Genomic DNA, 12,819 nt, shown 5'->3' with positions numbered 1-12,819 from the left:
CGCCTGCAACGCTCCCAGTCAATAGCCACATCCATCCGAGCTTTATAACGAAGCAATAACGCAATCTTGTCTATGGATCCATTCATCGGGATCGTGGGACAACCGCAAGAGCTGGGCGGCCGAGCCCGGCGAGCCGGGTGCTCATGTCTTGGAGGCGTTCGTGCCCACACACAAGAAGCTCAGCCCAGATGCCCCCTGGGTCGAGGTCGTCACGACGAGGAAGGACTGGGACGCAGCCGATCCGGCACTGCTCATCTCGATGTTCACCCAGACGCTGCTCATCAGGACCTTCGAGGAACACGTCCTGTCCTTGGCGTCGCAAGGCCTGGTGCACGGACCCGCCCACTCCAGCATCGGTCAGGAGGGCGGCGCGGTCGGCTCGGTGCTCACGCTCACCGGCAGCGACTACGTCAACGGCTCGCACCGCGGGCACCACCAGTTCCTCGCCAAGGCGTTCGGCTACGTGGCTCCCGAGGGCATCGACCTGAGGACCCCTCTTCCCGGCGCGGTCCACACGGTGCTCTCCCGCACCCTGGCGGAGATCTGCGGCCTCGCGGACGGCTTCTGCCGTGGGCGCGGTGGATCCATGCACCTGCGGTGGCGCGAGGCCGGCGCCATGGGCACCAACGCCATCGTGGGCGGAGGCGTCCCCCAGGCCGCCGGATTCGCCTGGTCGGCCCGGTATGCCGGCACCGACGCGGTCTCCGTCTCCTACTTCGGCGACGGCGCGGTCAACATCGGCTCGGTTCTGGAGACCTTCAACCTCGCCGGGGCGTGGCATCTCCCGGTGTGCTTCTTCATCGAGAACAACCAGTACGCCGTCTCCACGCACGTCAACGAGGTCACCGCCGAACCGCGGCTGTCCGCACGTGGGTTGGGCTTCAACATCCCCAGTTGGCGCGTCGACGGGATGGATCCGCTCGCCGTGTACCTGGCGACCGGCGAAGCGGTCGCCCACATGCGGTCAGGCGGTGGTCCCACGATCGTGGAGGCCGACGTCTACCGCTACTTCCACCAGAACGGCCCCTTCCCGGGCAGCGCCTTCGGTTACCGCAGCAAGGAAGAAGAGAAGGAGTGGCGGGAGCGGGACCCGCTGGCGCTCATCACGTCCCATCTGCTGCGCCGCGGGCTCCTTACCGAGGCGGAGGTGGCCCGGTGCACCGAAGGTGCCGAGGCCGAGATGGAGGCCGTCGCAAGCGAACTCCTTGAGCCGGTGCCCGGAGGAAAGCCCGGCCGGCGGATCAAGCAGAACCTGTGGCCGGACCCCGATTTCCGGAATGTCGGTATTCGGGGAGACCTCAACGAGTTCGACGGGGTACGGACCGCCGATCTCACGTCCTTCCAGGGGAAGCTGGAAGAGCGCAGGTTCATCGACGTGGTAGCCGAGGTCATGGCCCGGGGCATGGCCGAGGACGAACGGATCGTTGTGCTCGGGGAAGACGTCCACCGTCTCAAGGGCGGTACGAACGGCGCGACCCGGGGCCTCGCCGAGGCGTTCCCCGAACGCGTTCTCGGCACGCCCATCAGTGAGAACGCGTTCGCCGGTCTGGCCGGCGGCATAGCAATCGAGGGGCGTTACCGGCCGGTGGTGGAGTTCATGTACGCGGACTTCATGTGGGTCGCCGCCGACCAGCTCTTCAACCAGATCGGCAAGGCCCGGCACATGTTCGGAGGCAGCGGTGACGTACCTCTCGTCCTGCGCAGCAAGGTCGCCATGGGCACGGGGTACGGCTCCCAGCACTCCATGGACCCCGCCGGGATCTTCGCCACCGCGCCGGGCTGGCGCATCGTCGCGCCTTCCACGCCCTTCGACTACATCGGCCTGATGAACAGTGCGCTGCGCTGCAACGACCCCGTCGTCGTCCTGGAACACGTGGACCTCTACCCCACCACGGGACAGGTCCCGGCGGAGGACCTGGACTTCTGCCTGCCGGTGGGGAAGGCCGCGGTCAGGCGGACGGGTTCGGACCTCACCGTGCTGACCTACCTGGCCATGACGAACTACGTCCTTGAGGCCGTGGCGAGCGTCGACGTCGACGTCGAGGTGATCGATCTGCGCTGGCTGGACCGGGCGAGCATCGACTGGGACACCATCGGCGCGAGCATCCGCAAGACCAACAGCGTTCTGATCGCCGAGCAGGGGGCCGTCGGCACCTCTTACGGCGGCTGGCTGGCGGACGAGGTCCAGCGTCGCTTCTTCGACTGGCTGGACCAGCCCGTCCAGCGCGTCACCGGAGGCGAGGCGTCCCCGAGCATCAGCAAGGTGCTGGAGCGGGCCGCCATAGCCCAGACCGACGAGGTCGTCGCCGAACTCAAGAAGATCACCGGTCACTGAACCGCCGACATCCACACTACGGAGGAAACCATGGCTGAGCTGCTCCGCATGCCGGAGGTCGCAGCCGGTTCGACAGCAGCGGTCCTGTCCGGCTGGCCCGTGTCCGAGGGCACCTCGTTCCACGTGGGTGACGCGATCGCGATCGTCGAGACCGAAAAGGCCGAGGTGGACGTTCCGGCCCACACGGACGGCACTCTGATCAAGACACTCGTTCCCAGCGGTAGCGAGGTCGAGGTGGGCAGCCCGATAGCGGTCATCGCCGCACCGGGCGAGGACGTGGGTGACCTCGGCGACCTTCTCGCGCAACTCGGTGTCGCGGGACCGGCGGAGGCCAGGGTGGCCGTCCGGAGGGACGTTCCCGGAGCCGAGCAGACCGCCGGAGCCGCAGCGTCACCGGATCCCGTCGTCCGGCCTACAGACCGGCGGTTCTTCGCCAGCCCGTTGGCACGACGGCTGGCCCGCGATGCGGGTGTCTCCATCGACACCATCACCGGAACGGGGCCAGGGGGACGAGTGGTGCGGGACGACGTCAACGCCGCGATCGCCGCCCGGGTATCGCCGCCCGCCGGCGCTGCTCCCGACCCAGCTCCGGCCGTGGTCGCCGAGCCGTCCGCCGCTCCGCGGGTCACCGCGTCCGACGCCGGCGTGGCGTACGACGCGATTCCGCACTCGCGAATGCGGCGGGCCGTCGCCACCAGACTGGCGCGGAGCAAGCAGGACGCTCCCCACTTCTACGTCAAGGGACGGGTCCGCGTCGGTGAGCTTCTCGCCCTCCGGCAGCGGATCAACGCGGAAGGCAGGGTGAAGATCTCCGTCAATGACCTGCTCATCAAGGCCGTTGCCACGGCTCACGTGCAGGTGCCCGAGATGAACGTCGTCTGGACGGCTGACGCGGTGCACCGTTTTCGCACCGTTGACGTGTCGGTCGCCGTCGCCACGAACGACGGGCTCGTCACACCGGTACTGAGGGGTGTCGAGTCGCTGTCCCTGTCGGCCATCTCCGCCCAGGTCCGTGCCTTCGGCGAGCAGGCACGTAGCGGCGTCTTGCGCCAGAACGACCTGGAAGGAGGTTCGATCACCATCAGCAACCTCGGTATGTACGGGGTCGAGGAGTTCAGCGCGATCATCAATCCGCCGCAGGCCGCCATCCTGGCCGTCGGTACGACGACGTGGACGCCGGTCGTCGCCGAGGACGGCGGCCTGGAGGCCGCGCAGGTAATGGCACTGACCCTCTCCGTAGACCACCGGCCCGTGGACGGCGTGTTGGCGGCCCGATGGTTCGCCGCGCTGCGGGAGAGCATCGAGAAGCCGGTTCGGCTGGTGATCTGAAACGGAATCCCCGTAGCACCGGCCGCAAATCCACGCGGACAAAGATCCTCGAATGACGTCGGGCCGCTGAGCCTGATCCCGTGGTCATGGCGTTGCTGTGTGGCCCGCATCGGCATCGCCAACGCGGGCCTCCGGCATGGGGCGCCTGTTCACCGCGAAGAGTTCGCGTGGCGGTGGGAGCCGGCGACCGAGCGGATCGTCACGTTGATGCGGTTCCAGGCGTTGATCTGGGCGATCGCCATGACGAGCGCGGCCAGGGACTGCTCGTCGTAGTGGTCGGCGGCGTCGTCCCACACATGGTCGGGCACGCCCTCGCTGTCGGCCAGCCGGGTCATGGACTCGGCCAGGGCCAGGGCGGCGCGCTCCTCTGCGGTGTAGTACGGCGCCTCTCTCCACCCCGCGAGCGCGTACAGCCGTTCATCGGTCTCGCCTGCGCGCTTGGCATCGTGGTAGTGCATGTCCAGGCAGAACCCGCAGCCGTTGATCTGGCTGGCCCGGATCTTCACCAGCTCCAGCGTGCTGTGCGGGACGCCGCTCTGCGCGAGGTACGCCTCGACCTGCTGCATCGCGCGGTAGCCACCGGCGGCGATCTTCGCGAAGTTGTTCACACGTGGCTGCATTGCGGTCTCCTGTCATTCGTGATCTCCGCACGGCGGGCCGCCGTACGGATGTGTCCGGGTGTGGGGCAGTCTCGCGCGCCCGGCGGTCGCCACCGTCCGGCCCGCGAGCATTCGCCCGCATTTCGTGATGTACGCCGGTCGAAACCTGGACGTTTTGTATCCACTTTCATCGCTTACGTGTGCGCCGATCGTCCCCATGTGCATTGATCAGCCCCGCCCGTACCAGCGCCGGACGCCCTCGCCCAGGTTCGGCACGTGACGTTCGGCCGCCGCCGCGACCTCGGCGAGCGTCTGCGCCGCCAGCGCGCGCCGGTAGGCCGGCTCGGCCTTGCGCATGGCGGTCGAAACGGCGGCGACGGCGCCCCGAACGGTCATGTGACGGGCTTGTAGCGGCCGCGCATGCGTACCAGGGGTGGGAGGGACGGGTCCACGTAGTCGACGGCGAGGACCTGCGCCAGGAAGAGGGTGTGGTCGCCGGCGGGGATGACGCGAGCAGTCTCGGCCTCCAGCGCGGCGACACCACCGTCGATGACGAACGCCTCCGTGTGGTGGCCCCGGTGGTGGGGGGTACCGGCGACGAGGAGACGGGCACTCGGGCGGCCGGGCGTGGCGAAGCGACTGGCGATCACGGCCTGGCCGCCGGAGAGCAGGCTCGCGGCCCAGCGGTCCTGGCGCAACATCACCTCGCACAGATACCCCGAGGCGGTGAGGCTGACCAGCACCATCGGCGGGTCCGCGGAGAGAGACGCGAAGGTGGTGACGGTCGTCCCGATATCGTCGCGCCCATCACGGATGGTGACCACGGCCACCCCCGCGACAAGCTGCCTCATCGCCTCCGTGAACTCGTTCATGGCTCCCTCTCCCCTGATCGCGCTCAGCGCGAGAAGCCGATCATAAGACCAGCTCAAACCAGGTCGTAGTCCCCGCGTCACCCACACGAACGCCGAACCGACTCGCGAGCGCCTGTACCAGCAGAAGGCCTCGTCCACCGAGTGCCATCGGGTCACCGGATCCCATCTCCGGCACAGAATCGTACGCCGTCGTCCACGACCTTGACCCGAATCGTGCCATTGACACTGATCACTACGTGGACCTGGCCCACATCGCGTGATCGGCTATAGCGAATGGAGTTGGTGGCGAGCTCTGTCGTCAGCAACTCGACATCGCCGATCACCTCCTTGTACCGAGGATCCTTCAGAGTCTCGCGTACGAACGTCCGTATATGTGCGACCTGCCGTGGCACTCCGGCAAAGGACGCCATCGCATGGATCTCTGGCGCTGCCCCCTCCCTGACAAGGCGTGACGACCGAAGCCCGCCTTCGGTAGTACCTCCCATGAACATGAACCCCTTCGCTACCTTGCGCGATCGATTGATCGCACTACGTGATCGACTCTTGGCATGGCGAAGCCGACGACTTCACCCGTCGAGCCCGCCGGTCGGTGAGTCTTGGTAGGTACCAAGAACAGCATGACCAACCACGCCTGTCAACGCTTGGTACCTACCAAGTGGCGTAGGGTGTGGACGTCATCGGTAAAGGGAGGCAGGGACGCGATGAGGAACAAGGCTGACCGTGCTGACGGACGAACATCGGCTGAACCACGCCATGTGATCCTCGCGACCACGCTTCGCGAGGCGATCGCCCGTGGCGACTTCAGTCCGGGCGAACGCCTGCCGCCGGAACGGGACCTCGCCGAGCGTTTCAACGCCTCACGGACGACCGTGCGTCTGGCGCTCTCCGCTCTCAAGTCGCAGGGCCTGATCGGATCAGGACATGGGCAGGGCACCTATGTCCGTCGGCCGCGTCCAATCCGGGTGATGGCCATGGACCAGGATCGGCGTGATCGAAGAGCGGAGAATGACGCCGCCACCTTCAACGCGGAGATCGCACGCCAGGGCGGCATAGGACGCCAGCAGATCGTGAGCGTCAGTCCTGTGCCCGCAACCGGAGAGACGGCGAAATGGCTCGCGGTGCCGGAGGGAACGATGCTGCTGGCCCGGCGCAGGGTGATGCTCGTGGATGAGGAGCCATATCAACTCGGAGACAGCTACTACGTCTACGAACTGGTCCGTGACACGGCCATCGCGGAGATGGCACCCGTCGAGGAGGGGGTGCTCAGTGTGCTCGAACAAGCCCACGGAAGTCCGATCGACCACTTCGTCGACGAACTCAGCTTCCGGATGCCAACGCCTGAGGAAACCACCGCACTGCGCCTGGCCCCAGGCGTTTGCGTCGTCCGGGTGATCCGGGTCGCCTTTGACGCCTACGACAGGCCAATCGAGGCATTCGACCAACTCATGGCCGGTGACAAGCACGTGCTCGTCTACAGGGTGCCTGCGGAATGACAACCCCTTTCATCGAGATCGGGCCGGTCACCCTCGTGGGTGAACTGGTCAGGCTCGAACCGCTGACCATGGAGCACCTCGCCGACCTGTCAGTCGCGGGGAACCACCACGAGATCTGGACGTATCTAGACGAGCCGACACCCGGCGAGGACGAGATGGCCGCGCTGATCGTGGACGCTCTGGACGAGCAGGCGCGAGGGCTACGACTGCCCTTCGCGATCATCGAACGCGCCGACGCACGAGCGATCGGCAGCATCAGTTACATCGACATCCAGCGGACGCACCGCGCTGTGGAGATCGGCTGGGCATGGGTCACACCCGGTCACTGGTGCGCGGGGGTCGCACGAGAGGCGGCCGTTCTCCTGATCCGGCATGCGTTCGAAACCCTCGGCGCGATCCGAGTGGCGTTCAAGACCGACAGCCGCAACATCCGATCGCAAAGGGCACTAGAAGGGCTGGGGGCGACCCGCGAAGGCACGTTCCGCAATCACCGGATCCTGCGTGACGGCCACGTACGCCACTCGATCTACTACAGCGTCATACCAGAAGAATGGCCCGACGTAGCACCCTGACGGCGGGCGAGCCGGACGCGCTCGGGACCCCCCGCATAGGACGATCATCCGGCACGAGAGCCGTCACGGACCGGCGAATACGCGAAAGGTCCTCCCGGGCTTCCGGAAGGACCTTTCGGAGATCGGCTTCGTCAGGGGTGGGCACCGGCGACCGGTCTCATCGACGAGGCGAGGCGAGACGGCCACCGGCACGCGAACGGCCCGGGGGTCAGCTTAGGCCGTTCTGGGTCAGCCAGTCCTTGGCGACGGCCGGCGGGTCGTCCTTGTCGACGGCGACGCGCTTCATCATGTCGACCAGCGCGGTCGTGTCGAGCTTGGCGGAGATGGCGTTGAGCGTCGTGCGCACGGTGTCGTCGGTGCCGGCCTTGTTGACCAGCGGGGTGACGTTCTGGGCGCTGAAGACGCTCTTCGGGTCCTGCAGCGACACCAGGCCGTTGATCAGGATCTTGGGGTCGGTGGTGAAGACGTTGCCCACCTGGACGGCGCCGCTCTTGATGGCGTCGGCCGTGGTATCGCCGGTGGGCTTCCACTCCTTGAACGTCAGGCCGTACACGTCCTTGAACTGGGCCTCGCGGCGCTTCTTGAACTCCGGCGGGCCGCCGACGACGAAGTCCTTGGAGACCTTGGCCAGGTCCTCGATGGTGGTCAGGCCGTTCTTCTGGGCGGTCTCCTTGGTGACGGACAGCGAGTCGTTGTCCTCGGCCGCGGAGGAGTCCAGGAGCTCCAGCTCGGCGGGCAGCTTGGACTTGAGCTCGGCGTCGACGTCGTCCTTGCTGGCGGCGGTGCTCTTGGGGTCGATGAAGCTCAGCAGGCCGCCGTTGTACTCGGGCAGGATGGTCAGCGCGCCGGACTTGATCTGGTCGTAGATGACCTCACGGCTGCCGATGTTGAACTTCTCCTCCACCTGGACGCCCTTGGCCTGCAGGGCCTGGGAGTAGATGGAGGCGAGCAGGACGTTCTCGGGGAAGTTGGCGGAGCCGACGACGACCTTGGCGGCCTCGGCGGGGGAGCCGGACGTGCTCGGGGCAGAGCCGGCGCTCGTGGTGCTGAGCGGATCCCCGCCGCCGCCGCACGCTCCTAGAGTTAACACCGCGGCGGCCGTGACCGCCACGGTGGCGAAGATTCGCCTCATCGTGCAATTTCCTTCCATTTCAGTAGGTAATGAGACTAGCGGACGCGGGCCCGCTGGCTCACCCCCGGTGAGACGACGACTCGCTGCAACAGCGAGAAAGCGAGCTGCACGACGAGCGCCAGCGCGGCTACCAGCACCGCGCCGCCGATCGTGCTGGGGAAGTCCTTGGTCGCGAGTCCGTCGATGATGTAGCGCCCCAGCCCGCCGAGGCCGACGTACGCGGCGACGGTGGCGGTCGCGACCACCTGGATCGCGGCGATGCGCAGGCCGAGCAGGATCAGCGGCAGCGCGACGGGGACGAGCACCCGCAGCAGCACCTGCCCGCCGCGCAGGCCCATGCCGTACGCGGCGTCGCGCAGGTCCTCGTCGACGCCGCGGACGCCCTCGTAGGTGTTGACCAGGATCGGCGGGACCGCGAGGGCGACCAGTGGCAGCAGCACGGGCCATGTGGTGCCGACGCCCGCCAGCAGGACGATCAGCACGACCAGGCCGAGGGTCGGCAGCGCGCGGGCGGCGTTGGCGGCGACGACCACCAGGACGGCCCCGCGCCGGGTGTGGCCGATCAGCAGGCCGAGCGGGATCGCGATGGCCATGGCCAGGAGCAGCGCGGCGAAGGAGAACTCGACGTGCTCCAGCAGGCGGACCGGGATGCCGCCGGAGCCGGACCAGTTCGCGGAGTCGCCGAAGAAGTCGATCAGCCAGTTCACGCGGTCCTCCTCGCGCGGGCCCAGGGCGTCAGCAGACGCTGCGCGAGGACGATCAGCCCGTCCGCCAGCACGGCCAGGGCCATCACCAGCACGATGCCGACGACGATCGGCGTGTAGAACTGGCGTTGCCAGCCGTCGATGAACAGGTAGCCGAGCCCTCCGCGGCCGATCAGCGCGCCGACGCTGACGAGGCTGATGCTGGACACCGTGGCCACCCGCAGGCCGGCGAGCACGACCGGCACCGCGATGGGCAGGTCGACCTGGAGCAGCCGCCGCATCGGCCCGAACCCCATGGCGACGGCCGACTGGCGCACGCTGTCGGGCACGGCCCCGAGCCCGTCCACCACCGCCGGGATGAGCACGGCCAGCGAGTAGAACGTCAGCGGGACGATCACGGTGGTGCGCTCGGCGAGGCCCGTGATCGGGATCAGCACGATGAAGACGGCGAGTGACGGCAGGGAGTAGACGACGTTCATGAGCCCGACCGTGGGCTGGTAGAGCACCCGCCAGCGCGCGCTCGCGAGGCCGAGCGGAAGTGCGATGACCAGGCCGAGCACCACCGGGATCAGCGCCATCACGATGTGGTCGATGAGGAGCTGCTGGATGCTGGGCCAGTTACGGCCGATCCAGTCCCAGCGGACCAGCGGCTCGGTGTCACCCATCGCCCGGCACCCGCCCCGCTCGCCGCAGGGCCTCGTCCAGCGCCTCCCGGGTGACGACGCCGGCGAACCGGCCGTCGCCGTCGACCGCGATGGCGGACCCGGGCGGCGCGAGCAGGGCGGCGTCCAGCGCGGCGCGCAGCGAGTCCTTCTTGAGGTCGAACGTCCCGAACGGCTGGAGCCCGTCGCCGCCGTCCGCGCGCCAGCCGATGGGGCGGCCGTCCTCGTCCAGCGCGACCGACCAGCCGGGGACGCCGCGCTCGGTGCTCACGGCGAGGCCGGAGGCCGGGACGAACGACAGGCGGCGGATGCCGCGGTCCTTGCCGAGGAAGCCCTCGACGAACGCGTCGGCGGGCTCGGCGAGTAGCGTCGCGGGCGCGGCCATCTGCGCGAGGCGCCCGCCGACGCGCATCACCGCGACGGTGTCGCCGAGCTTGATGGCCTCGTCGATGTCGTGGGTGACGAACACGATCGTCTTGTTCAGCTCGGACTGAAGGCGCAGCAGTTCGTCCTGCAGGCTGGTGCGCACCACGGGGTCGACGGCGCTGAACGGCTCGTCCATGAGCAGCACCGGCGGGTCGGCGGCGAGCGCCCTGGCCACGCCGACGCGCTGCTGCTGCCCGCCGGAGAGCTGGAACGGGTAGCGCTCCGCCAGCTTGGTGTCCAGCCCGACGCGTTCGAGCAGCTCCATCGCCCGCGCGCGGGCCTTCTTTCTGTCCCAGCCGAGCAGGTAGGGGACGGTGGCGACGTTGTCCACGATCTTGCGGTGCGGGAACAGGCCGGCCTGCTGGATCACGTAGCCGATGCCCCGGCGCAGGGTCGGCGGGTCGATCGTGCGGACGTCCTGGTCGTCCAGGAGGATGCGCCCATCGGTCGCGTCGATCATGCGGTTGATCATGCGGAGCGAGGTGGTCTTGCCACAGCCGGACGGCCCGACGAACACCGTGATGGCCCCGTCGGGCACCTGGAGGCTGAGATTGTCGACGGCCACCGTGCCGTCCCCATAGCGCTTGGTGACGCCTTCGAATGTGATCACGCACGACCTCGTGCTTCTCGGCCGGGTCCATCAGGCCCGGAATCGTCGAGCCGGTTGCACCCGGCTACCACCCGCTCGGCAGCCCCCACGGTAGGTGACGGCCCGACCGCGGGTCCACTTGATCTCCCCCGGCCACAGCCTACGGTGATCGGCACCATCTGTCCCAGGACACTACTCATACCAAAGTTGTCGGGATTACCGAAAAGGGGGAACGGCCACCGGGACACCGCGTCTAGCTGGTACTTTCGCGATATCTATCAAACTTGCATCGATTGGCGCGGCGGTCGTGACAGCCTTGGCATGATTGGCTATCACGCCTCCCAGAGTTCCCAGGCTTCCCTCTATCCTCCTCAGCCAGGCCAAACCCACACGCCCGCACGAGAATTCCAGAGGATCCGGCTGTGACCCCTTCGCTCATCGATCGCCGCCCCAGGGCCGAGCTGATCGCCGAGCTCTACGACCGTCACGCCGCCGGGCTGTTCGCGTACTGCCACGACCAGCTCGGTGACACCGCCTCGGCCGCCGACGCGCTGGTGGCCGTTCTCACGGCCGTGCCGGCCATAGAGCCCCCGCGCGCGGCGCTGTACGCGCTCGCCCGCCGCGAGATCTACCGGCGCGACGTCGCCTACGCGTTCCCCAGCGTCGACCCGGCCGCCGACCCGGTGACCGCGCTGGTCGAGCGGGTCGTGCGCGAGGTCCGGCCGCACCAGCGCGAGGTGCTGCTGCTGTCCGCCGTCTGCGGGCTGGACACCCCCGAGCTGGCCTGGGTGCTGGACGTCGCCGCCGACACCGCCGAGCAACTGGAGATCAGCGCCCGCCACCGCTTCACCCGGTCGCTCACCGCCGCCATCGCCTCCGCCCGGTCCGGGCCGCTCGTGCCCACGTCGGTGTCCGAGGTGTACGACGCACTCGTGATCGCTCCGGCGGAGGACGCGCTGGCCCGGCTGCCCTGGCGCACGCCGCCCATCGCGCTGCGCACGCAGGTGCTCAACGGCATCCCGGAGGACGCGAGCGTCGTCCCCGCGAGCCGGCAGGACGTCAAGCACCTCTGGCCGACGACGCCCCGCTGGCCGCTCCCGCTGGCCGAGCCGAACCCGGTCACCAACGCCGGGGTGTTCCCCGCGGAGCTGACGCCTCCCAAGCGCGGGCGCAGGTCGAAGCACGAGGCCACGACCGAGCCGATGCCGAAGGTGCGCGACGCGGCTCCCCCGGAGACGCCGCTGGTGCTCGCCGCGCCGGTGCCCGCGGACGTGCTGGACGCGCCGGCGCCCCCGGACGCCGTGCCCTCGGACACCGCGCCCCCGGACACCGTGCCCTCGAAGTCCGAGCACGTGTCCACGCCCGCATCCGAGTCGGCGTTCGGCAGGGCGCTGGCCACCGGGCAGTGGCCCACGTTGCAGCGCACGCGCAGGCGGGCGCGGCCCAAGCCGTCCAGGAAGCCGGAGCCCTCCGAGGCCCCCACCACCACCGAAGCCCACCCGGCCGAGGCCGGGCCCGCCGAGGCCCGCGCGAGCGAGGCGCGGACCTCGGCACCCGAGCCGGCGGTCCATGCGACCGGCGACGTGCTCGTGGCCGGGCAACCGATCGTGGCGCTCCCCGAGATCGACCCGGCCGACGCTCTCACGGCCACGCAGCCGATGGACATCGTGATACTCACGGACGACGCCGAGCCGGTGACGGTGGGCGAGACGGTTGTGAGCGCCGCCGCCGTCGAGGCGAAGACGCCCGTCGAGGCGAAGACGCCCATCGGGGCCAAGGCGCCCGAGGTCGCGGAGGCCGTCGCCGAGGTCGTTACGGCCACCGAGCCGGACGCGACGGTGCCGGCGGACGCGGCGGCGACGGCGTCCGAGTCGGTGGCCACGATCGCCGCCGAACCGGGCGCGGACGCCGAGGAGGCCGGCGAGCCGGCGAAGGCGCGGTCCGTCAGGACGAAGGCGCGTCGGCACAAGCGGCCCAAGCCGATCAAGGTGGGCGAGCACCACTACGACTGGCTGTGGGAGCTGGTCGGTTTCCTGATCTGCGTCGCCATCGCGCTGGCCGTCTTCTTCGCGGTCCCGACGCTCGTCACCCCCTGAGACTCCTCGC

The 12,819-nt window shown here is 68.8% G+C and carries 13 protein-coding genes; 5 read left to right on the top strand and 8 right to left on the bottom strand.

The window, feature by feature from the left end:
* Positions 1-160 precede the first annotated feature (160 nt).
* Positions 161-2,335, top strand: a complete 2,175-nt coding sequence (locus AB0M95_RS31130) for a thiamine pyrophosphate-dependent enzyme (protein WP_363772214.1) — start codon at positions 161-163, stop codon at positions 2,333-2,335.
* 30 nt (positions 2,336-2,365) lie between these two features.
* Entirely contained in the window at positions 2,366-3,664 is a 1,299-nt protein-coding gene (locus AB0M95_RS31125; protein WP_363772211.1) for a dihydrolipoamide acetyltransferase family protein, read from the top strand.
* Between the two features lie 149 nt (positions 3,665-3,813).
* Here AB0M95_RS31125 and AB0M95_RS31120 read toward each other — a convergent pair whose 3' ends face one another.
* The 4 genes from AB0M95_RS31120 to AB0M95_RS31105 form a co-directional block, all read right to left on the bottom strand.
* Entirely contained in the window at positions 3,814-4,284 is a 471-nt protein-coding gene (locus tag AB0M95_RS31120) for a carboxymuconolactone decarboxylase family protein (protein ID WP_363772208.1), read from the bottom strand.
* A 207-nt stretch (positions 4,285-4,491) separates the two neighbouring features.
* The gene (locus AB0M95_RS31115; protein WP_358511604.1) at positions 4,492-4,659 is read right to left on the bottom strand and encodes a hypothetical protein; all 168 of its coding nucleotides are present in this window, start codon (positions 4,657-4,659) and stop codon (positions 4,492-4,494) included.
* Positions 4,656-5,135 carry a flavin reductase family protein gene (locus AB0M95_RS31110; RefSeq protein ID WP_363772205.1) on the bottom strand — a complete coding sequence of 160 codons (480 nt, stop codon included), beginning with the start codon at positions 5,133-5,135 and terminating at the stop codon, positions 4,656-4,658. Before AB0M95_RS31110 ends, AB0M95_RS31115 begins: the two co-directional genes overlap by 4 nt.
* A gap of 152 nt (positions 5,136-5,287) precedes the next feature.
* Positions 5,288-5,545, bottom strand: a complete 258-nt coding sequence (locus tag AB0M95_RS31105; RefSeq protein WP_363772284.1) for an ATP-binding protein — start codon at positions 5,543-5,545, stop codon at positions 5,288-5,290.
* A gap of 291 nt (positions 5,546-5,836) precedes the next feature.
* Between AB0M95_RS31105 and AB0M95_RS31100 the strand changes: the two genes are divergently transcribed.
* Together AB0M95_RS31100 and AB0M95_RS31095 are read left to right on the top strand one after the other, a co-directional pair.
* Positions 5,837-6,628, top strand: coding sequence for a GntR family transcriptional regulator (locus AB0M95_RS31100; RefSeq protein ID WP_363772202.1), 792 nt, complete (start codon positions 5,837-5,839; stop codon positions 6,626-6,628).
* On the top strand, positions 6,625-7,200 hold the full coding sequence (locus AB0M95_RS31095) for a GNAT family protein (RefSeq protein WP_363772199.1): 576 nt from the start codon (positions 6,625-6,627) through the stop codon (positions 7,198-7,200). The genes AB0M95_RS31100 and AB0M95_RS31095 overlap by 4 nt, the downstream gene beginning before the upstream one ends.
* 208 nt (positions 7,201-7,408) lie before the next feature.
* Here AB0M95_RS31095 and AB0M95_RS31090 read toward each other — a convergent pair whose 3' ends face one another.
* Genes AB0M95_RS31090 through AB0M95_RS31075 form a run of 4 tightly spaced genes read right to left on the bottom strand, consistent with a single transcriptional unit; the run spans position 7,409 to position 10,734 of the window.
* On the bottom strand, positions 7,409-8,332 hold the full coding sequence (locus AB0M95_RS31090; RefSeq protein WP_363772196.1) for an ABC transporter substrate-binding protein: 924 nt from the start codon (positions 8,330-8,332) through the stop codon (positions 7,409-7,411).
* A gap of 35 nt (positions 8,333-8,367) precedes the next feature.
* A complete protein-coding gene (locus tag AB0M95_RS31085; RefSeq protein ID WP_363772193.1) occupies positions 8,368-9,039 on the bottom strand; it encodes an ABC transporter permease subunit in 672 nt (223 codons plus the stop codon).
* Positions 9,036-9,701, bottom strand: coding sequence for an ABC transporter permease (locus AB0M95_RS31080; RefSeq protein ID WP_363772190.1), 666 nt, complete (start codon positions 9,699-9,701; stop codon positions 9,036-9,038). Before AB0M95_RS31080 ends, AB0M95_RS31085 begins: the two co-directional genes overlap by 4 nt.
* Positions 9,694-10,734 carry an ABC transporter ATP-binding protein gene (locus tag AB0M95_RS31075; protein ID WP_363772187.1) on the bottom strand — a complete coding sequence of 347 codons (1,041 nt, stop codon included), beginning with the start codon at positions 10,732-10,734 and terminating at the stop codon, positions 9,694-9,696. The genes AB0M95_RS31080 and AB0M95_RS31075 overlap by 8 nt, the downstream gene beginning before the upstream one ends.
* A gap of 401 nt (positions 10,735-11,135) precedes the next feature.
* On the opposite strand from AB0M95_RS31075, the gene AB0M95_RS31070 reads away from it, so the two are divergent.
* Entirely contained in the window at positions 11,136-12,809 is a 1,674-nt protein-coding gene (locus tag AB0M95_RS31070) for a hypothetical protein (protein WP_363772184.1), read from the top strand.
* Positions 12,810-12,819: the final 10 nt, after the last annotated feature.

The sequence above is a fragment of the Sphaerisporangium sp. NPDC051017 genome (genome assembly GCF_040683095.1).
Classification (GTDB): Bacteria; Actinomycetota; Actinomycetes; order Streptosporangiales; family Streptosporangiaceae; genus Sphaerisporangium.
Note: the sequence above shows the minus strand (reverse complement) of the source record. Positions and strands in the feature narration are given on the sequence as shown.